This is a genomic window from Anoxybacillus sp. TBDG-1 (assembly GCF_054815885.1).
The window spans coordinates 1-6,012 of the sequence record NZ_JBTZSY010000076.1 but is presented as its reverse complement, the minus strand read 5'-3'; the positions used below and the strand labels follow the sequence as shown (position 1 = coordinate 6,012).

Genomic DNA, 6,012 nt, shown 5'->3' with positions numbered 1-6,012 from the left:
AACCAAAAAAATCGGTCGAGAAAAAAATCTCCCACAAAGTCTTGACTCAAACAAGGAAATGTGGGGGATTGACTCGTGAACAATGAACAACAAAAAATTCCGCAGGCGACCGCAAAGCGACTACCGTTGTATTATCGTTTTTTGAAAAATTTACATGCATCAGGAAAGCAACGTGTATCTTCAGCGGAGTTAAGTGAAGCCGTAAAAGTCGATTCAGCAACGATTCGCCGTGATTTTTCATACTTTGGTGCGCTTGGAAAAAAAGGATACGGTTATAATGTGAATTATTTGCTGTCGTTTTTCAGAAAAACGTTAGATCAAGATGAAACGACAGAAGTCGCGTTATTTGGAGTCGGTAATTTAGGGACGGCATTTTTGAACTACAATTTTAGCAAAAACAATAATACGAAAATCGTGATGGCGTTCGATGTAGATCCAGATAAAGTCGGAACAGAAGTCGGAGGAGTTCCGGTTTATCATTTAGATGAATTGGATGAAAAACTCGGTGGAATTACAGTAGCGATCTTAACTGTCCCTGCTCAAGTTGCTCAACCGATTACTGACCGACTTGTCCAAAAAGGCATTAAAGGAATTTTAAACTTCACGCCTGCTCGTCTGCATGTGCCAGAGCACATTCGTGTTCATCATATTGATTTGGCAGTCGAATTGCAGTCACTCGTTTACTTTTTAAAACATTACGGAAATGAGTAAACCTCCCGTTTATGAGCGGGAGGTTTTTTTTAATAAAGAACGAATTGCTGCACCGAAATCAAATGTTGCAATTAGGATGAATAACATCGTCGTTATGTCCCAAATGCCATCATCGGCACTATCCACAGCAAAATAAGTAAATAAAATGCCCATTAGAAAATAAAACAACGGTTCAGATTTCATGAAAACAGCCCCCAAATCACGAATTGCATTTGTTCTGCTTCGCGCATCATTTTTTCAATTTCTTCAGCAAATAATGTTTGAATGGCGACGACAAAGGTGTTCATGAGCACATGGGCCACAATAGGTACGAGAATACGTTTTGTTTTGACATATAAAAACGCAAATACAAATCCCATCGTTGCATAAAGAAGCAAATGCTCGAACTCTAAATGAACAACAGCAAATAAAAGTGAACTGACAAGGGCTGATAAAAGAAAGTTATATTTTTCATACAACGTTCCAAAAATAATTTTTCGAAAGATGACTTCTTCTAAAATCGGTCCAACGACTGAAGTGACGAGAATAAGTGCGGGTGTAAGCTTTACCATTTCAACGATGCGTCTTGTATTTTCAGATCCCATCTCGACACCAAATACATGCATTTCAATATTAGCTGCAATGCCTTGGGCGAAAAGGGCAAGAAAAAATCCCCCGATCGTCCAAAAGATCGACGCTCCAATTGATGCTCGATGACGATCATATGAGTATTTCATATCTTCTTTCATGAAATACAGAACGAGAAGCAAAGCGATAGAGAAACTAATGACAGCCCAATAGCCTGAGGCAATTGAAAAAGCTATTTCTTTATTTGACGCGTTAATAAATCCACTATGTGCGAGCAAAGGAACGCCAATTAAACTGGATAGTTGCATAGCAATGTATGTAATGATGACATACCAATATCGCTTTTCCACGTGTTCAACCCCTTTTCACAAAATGAGTACTTTTTCATTTTACCATATTTTTTGTATGAATTTCGAAAGGAAAGACATAATGAAAAAGGGAAACATTTAGTGAAAAATTTTTAACTTCCTACTTGCAAAATTGAAAAAAGTTCATTAATATAATAAGTGTGTTAGCACTCAATAATAACGAGTGCTAATAACGGAACGAAAATCTAATTAAGGAGGTCGTTTGCCGTGTTGAAGCCACTAGGTGATCGCATTGTCATTGAATTAATCCAAACTGAAGAGAAAACAGCGAGCGGAATTGTTTTACCAGACACAGCGAAAGAAAAACCACAAGAAGGAAAAGTTGTTGCTGTTGGTTCAGGTCGCGTTCTTGATAATGGTGAGCGCGTAGCCCCAGAGGTAAGCGTTGGTGACCGCATCATCTTCTCAAAATATGCGGGTACAGAAGTGAAATATGACGGAAAAGAGTACTTAATTTTACGTGAAAGCGACATTTTAGCTGTGATTGGTTAATCGTTCGTCTGATAACATATAAAGCATACAAAAAATACTTAACAAACAATGATCATCAAGGGGGTAAGATGTATGGCAAAAGAAATTAAATTCAGTGAAGAAGCTCGTCGTGCGATGTTACGCGGTGTAGATAAATTAGCTGACGCAGTAAAAGTCACATTAGGTCCAAAAGGTCGTAACGTTGTATTAGAGAAAAAGTTCGGTTCTCCATTAATTACAAATGACGGTGTAACGATTGCAAAAGAAATTGAATTAGAAGATCCGTTTGAAAATATGGGTGCGAAGCTTGTTGCGGAAGTAGCAAGCAAAACAAACGACGTTGCTGGTGACGGTACGACAACAGCGACTGTATTAGCGCAAGCGATGATTCGCGAAGGGTTGAAAAACGTAACAGCTGGCGCGAACCCAATGGGCATTCGCAAAGGTATTGAAAAAGCTGTTGCGGTCGCTGTGGAAGAATTAAAAGCGATCTCGAAACCGATCGAAGGCAAAGACTCCATTGCTCAAGTTGCAGCTATTTCTGCGGCTGACGAAGAAGTAGGTCAATTAATCGCGGAAGCAATGGAGCGCGTTGGTAAAGATGGTGTCATTACATTAGAAGAGTCTAAAGGTTTCACAACAGAATTAGATGTTGTGGAAGGTATGCAGTTTGACCGTGGTTATGTATCTCCATACATGATTACAGACTCTGATAAAATGGAAGCTGTATTAGACAATCCATACATCTTAATTACAGATAAAAAAGTTTCAAGCATTCAAGAACTTCTTCCTGTGTTAGAGCAAGTTGTTCAACAAGGAAAACCATTGTTAATCATCGCTGAAGATGTAGAAGGCGAAGCGCTTGCTACATTAGTTGTGAACAAACTCCGTGGTACATTCACAGCTGTTGCAGTTAAAGCACCTGGCTTCGGTGATCGTCGTAAAGCAATGCTTCAAGATATCGCAATTTTAACAGGCGGTGAAGTGATCACAGAAGAGTTAGGTCGCGAATTGAAATCAACAACAATTGCTTCACTTGGTCGTGCGGCGAAAGTTGTTGTAACGAAAGAACATACAACAATTGTTGGCGGCGCTGGTCGTGCAGAAGACATTCAAGCACGCATCAATCAAATCCGTGCTCAATTAGAAGAAACTACTTCTGAGTTTGATCGTGAAAAATTACAAGAACGTTTAGCAAAATTAGCTGGCGGTGTTGCGGTAATCAAAGTTGGTGCTGCAACAGAAACAGAATTGAAAGAGCGCAAATTACGCATTGAAGACGCATTGAATGCAACACGTGCGGCAGTTGAAGAAGGTATCGTTGCCGGCGGTGGTACTGCGTTAGTGAACGTGTACAATAAAGTTGCAGCGATTGAAGCTGAAGGCGACGAAGCAACTGGTGTGAAAATCGTTCTTCGTGCAATCGAGGAGCCAGTTCGTCAAATCGCACAAAACGCTGGCTTAGAAGGTTCTGTCATCGTAGAGCGCTTAAAAACAGAAAAACCTGGCATCGGCTTCAACGCAGCAACTGGAGAATGGGTTGACATGATCGAAGCGGGTATCGTTGATCCGACAAAAGTAACTCGCTCTGCACTTCAAAACGCAGCATCTGTTGCCGCTATGTTCTTAACAACTGAGGCAGTAGTTGCTGACAAACCAGAAGAAAACAAAAATACACCAGGCATGCCTGACATGGGCGGCATGATGTAATATAAAAGAGAACTAGTCACAGTTAAAAATACATTCAAACGTAAGGGCTACTTCCTTTGTAAAGGGGGTAGTCCTTTTTGTGTTGTTAAAATTTGCATATCAAGATTTTATTGACGACAGACGTTTTAAGAACACGACTAAAACGAATATCAAAAATTATGAAATGACTTTAGGGAAATTTGTAGACTATTGTATTGAGAACGAAGTGGTAAACGCTGAGGATATTACTTAAAGTCATGTGCGGCAATATCTTTTAAAATGTCAAGAAAAAGGTGATAAAACTGGAACCATTAACACCAAATTGCTGAGGATTCGAGCATTTTTGAATTATTTAGTTGAATGTGGAGTCATTAAAACTAACCCTGCCAAGAAAATTAAACCACAAAAAGAAGACGTTAAGATTGAGGTTTTCAGCGATGAACAAATTAACCAAATGTTAAACTTTTATAGGCGTATCAGACGGCGAGAAAAAAGTTATGTTGCTTATCGAGATTACATGATTATTGTAACAATTCTTGGCACAGGGATAGGACGATGTGAAATTATCAACCTTCAATGGTCTGACGTTGATTTTGTAAATAAATCAATATCGGTGTTCGTAAAGAACAGAAGAAAGGAAACTATTCCTATTACAGATAAGTTGGCAAAAGAACTGGCGGCATATCAAATCTTCTGTAAACAATATTGGGGAAATTTAAGCGATTATGTTCTTGTGAAACGAGATAACACCCAAATGACTGACAATTCATTGATGTTAGTTTTCAAATATCTGGGGCAAAAAATGAATTTTGCTTCATCACCAGAAGATGTACTTGCACCTGTCATGAAAGTATGTTAGCTGTTTCTAGCCGAACCCGCAGTGCAAAACGCTGGATATTTCGGTATCCGTATCCCTGACGTTTCATCAGCTTGATATTGTTTTTGGTAAGTAGAAAATGTATTAAATGGCAATTAAAAATGCACCACTTGCCAATCTCTATATTTACTTACTGTGTAATAACCCTCGGTGCTAGATAAAATCGAGTAAGCATAAAAATAGCCCTTTCCTGTGGATCTCCTGTAGAATGAAAGTGCGACCAAACATTCGAAAGGAGAATCCCCATGCAAGAGCACTTTCATTTTACAACAGACAAAGCGAAAATTCAAAAACAATATGCAGCGATTTTCTTTTTTGTTTCTGCCCAGCTGTCATAAATTCCATGCTATCTTCAACGTCGCAATCGTCATTTGGCGAAACGAGAAGACGCAGTGATCATTGCCATTCATCTGTTAGGAAAGTTGATTGGCTTCTCCTCCGAACGTGCATGGCATCGCTTTGTTACTGGGAACTTGTTCACGGATGGACGTTTTCTCGAACGTTCTTGATACAATCGCCGTTGCCGAGCGCTGCGCTTTGCGATCAAATGGATTCGTCATGAACTAGCGAAACGTGGTCAACACCATGCCTATGCGGTAGTAGATAGCATGCCAATCGAGTTGTGCCATGCCGCAAGAATGTACCGTGTCAAACGATTTCAAGGCATCGCTGACATCGGGTTTTGTGCATCGAAAAAGCAGTGGTACTATGGGTTTAAGTTTCATCTTCAGGTGACAGACCAAGGGCTACCTATGGGGTACGTGGTAACCGAGGCGTTCTGTCACGATCGAACCGCAGCTGAAACCATCATGACTCAAATTCCTCACCCCTATAACTTGGGTGACAAAGGATTCATCAGTAGTGAATGGAAAAAAAAGTTGTATGCGGCGTACCAAATCGCCTTTTGGACTCCATCTCGCAAAAACCAAAAACACCGCCCATCGGAATCATGGGAGACATGGCTCAAACAAAAACGGAAAGTCATTGAAACGGTATTCTCCGTCCTTGTTGACCAGTATCGTATGACAGAAATTCGTGCGAATTCGATTGCGGGATTTGAAGTAGCACTCGATGGTATCTTGTTGGTGTATTCACTTGTAACACTCGGGCTAGTTGAGCGCTAGCGCTCAACTAGCACCACGGGTTGAAATAATGTTAAGCCTACTCGCTTTGAGTAGGTTCTTTTTGCTCGTAAAAAGAAGGCGGAGTGATGGCTCCGCCTTTGTGACCACGTGACCACATTTTGACCACATATTTAATAAAAATCTATGATTTTTCAAAGTGTTGAAAAAGTAGGACGTCAAGAAAAAGTTCACTTTCCTCGTGAAC

The 6,012-nt window shown here is 40.1% G+C and carries 6 protein-coding genes and 1 pseudogene; 5 read left to right on the top strand and 2 right to left on the bottom strand.

Annotation, left to right across the window (positions count from 1 at the left end; genetic code table 11):
• Positions 1-75 precede the first annotated feature (75 nt).
• Complete coding sequence (locus tag ACYQY7_RS13525; RefSeq protein ID WP_461202832.1) at positions 76-711, top strand: redox-sensing transcriptional repressor Rex; 636 nt, start codon at positions 76-78, stop codon at positions 709-711.
• Positions 712-720: 9 nt separating this feature from the next.
• Here the strand turns inward: ACYQY7_RS13525 and ACYQY7_RS13520 are convergent, their stop codons facing one another.
• Both ACYQY7_RS13520 and ACYQY7_RS13515 read right to left on the bottom strand, forming a co-directional pair.
• A complete protein-coding gene (locus tag ACYQY7_RS13520) occupies positions 721-894 on the bottom strand; it encodes a YdiK family protein (protein ID WP_461202831.1) in 174 nt (57 codons plus the stop codon).
• Positions 891-1,628, bottom strand: a complete 738-nt coding sequence (locus ACYQY7_RS13515; RefSeq protein WP_461202829.1) for a lysostaphin resistance A-like protein — start codon at positions 1,626-1,628, stop codon at positions 891-893. The genes ACYQY7_RS13520 and ACYQY7_RS13515 overlap by 4 nt, the downstream gene beginning before the upstream one ends.
• Positions 1,629-1,853: 225 nt before the next feature.
• Between ACYQY7_RS13515 and groES the strand changes: the two genes are divergently transcribed.
• The 4 genes and pseudogenes from groES (at position 1,854) to ACYQY7_RS13495 (ending at position 5,807) form a co-directional block, all read left to right on the top strand.
• Positions 1,854-2,138: a co-chaperone GroES gene (groES, locus tag ACYQY7_RS13510; RefSeq protein ID WP_004888755.1), complete on the top strand. Its 285-nt coding sequence runs from the start codon at positions 1,854-1,856 to the stop codon at positions 2,136-2,138.
• Positions 2,139-2,210: 72 nt separating this feature from the next.
• On the top strand, positions 2,211-3,827 hold the full coding sequence (groL, locus tag ACYQY7_RS13505) for a chaperonin GroEL (protein WP_435622430.1): 1,617 nt from the start codon (positions 2,211-2,213) through the stop codon (positions 3,825-3,827).
• 322 nt (positions 3,828-4,149) lie between these two features.
• Positions 4,150-4,665, top strand: a complete 516-nt coding sequence (locus tag ACYQY7_RS13500; protein ID WP_461202827.1) for a tyrosine-type recombinase/integrase — start codon at positions 4,150-4,152, stop codon at positions 4,663-4,665.
• Positions 4,666-4,928: 263 nt separating this feature from the next.
• Positions 4,929-5,807 (top strand): annotated as a pseudogene (locus tag ACYQY7_RS13495) (IS982 family transposase).
• Positions 5,808-6,012: the final 205 nt, after the last annotated feature.